Here is a 625-nt window from a genome sequence, read left to right as displayed (position 1 = left end):
TCACGAAATGCATGTTTGACATCGTCAATCCGGCTGACAGTATCAGCTGCTTCAATCACGCTATCCGGTGCGCCGCGACCGGTAATAATCACATGTTGCATAACTGGACGTGCCGCAATATCGGCCAGCACTTTGTCAGCATCCAGATATTTCATTTTCAGGACAATATTCAGTTCATCCAGCAGAATCACATGAATGCTGTCGTCTTGTAACAGGGTTTTAACAATATCCCAACCTGCTTCGGCAGAAGCTTTATCCTGTTCCAGATTCTGGGTATCCCAAGTAAACCCATCACCGACAACGTGATAACTGACCTGTTCAGGAAAACGACGATAAAAGGCTTCTTCGCCAGTACTCATCGCCCCCTTAATAAATTGCACAATCCCAACTTTCATATCATGACCCAATGCACGCGCAATCATGCCAAAACCCGACGAGCTTTTGCCTTTGCCATTACCAGTTATACACAGCAATAGTCCTTTATCCCTGGTGGCTTTCTGGATCTTCTGATCGACCACTTCTTTGTGACGTTGCATGCGAGCTTTATGGCGTTGGTTTTTCTCAGAATCAGTCATAATTTTCCTAAAATAAAACAAAAAATATCAGTAATGCCGCTTCAAGCAGT

General features: G+C 44.3%; 1 protein-coding gene. It reads right to left on the bottom strand.

Annotated features, from left to right (window positions below; genetic code table 11):
- The coding region (gene cobO, locus B3O33_RS02110; protein ID WP_292362835.1) for a cob(I)yrinic acid a,c-diamide adenosyltransferase at positions 1-575 on the bottom strand (575 nt) is incomplete at its 3' end.
- Positions 576-625 lie beyond the last annotated feature (50 nt).

Origin of the sequence: Methylophaga sp. UBA1464 (assembly GCF_002325665.1) — a bacterium.
Lineage (GTDB): Bacteria > Pseudomonadota > Gammaproteobacteria > Nitrosococcales > Methylophagaceae > Methylophaga.
The sequence above is the reverse complement of the archived record's forward strand: the minus strand, read 5'-3'. Positions and strand labels throughout refer to the sequence as shown.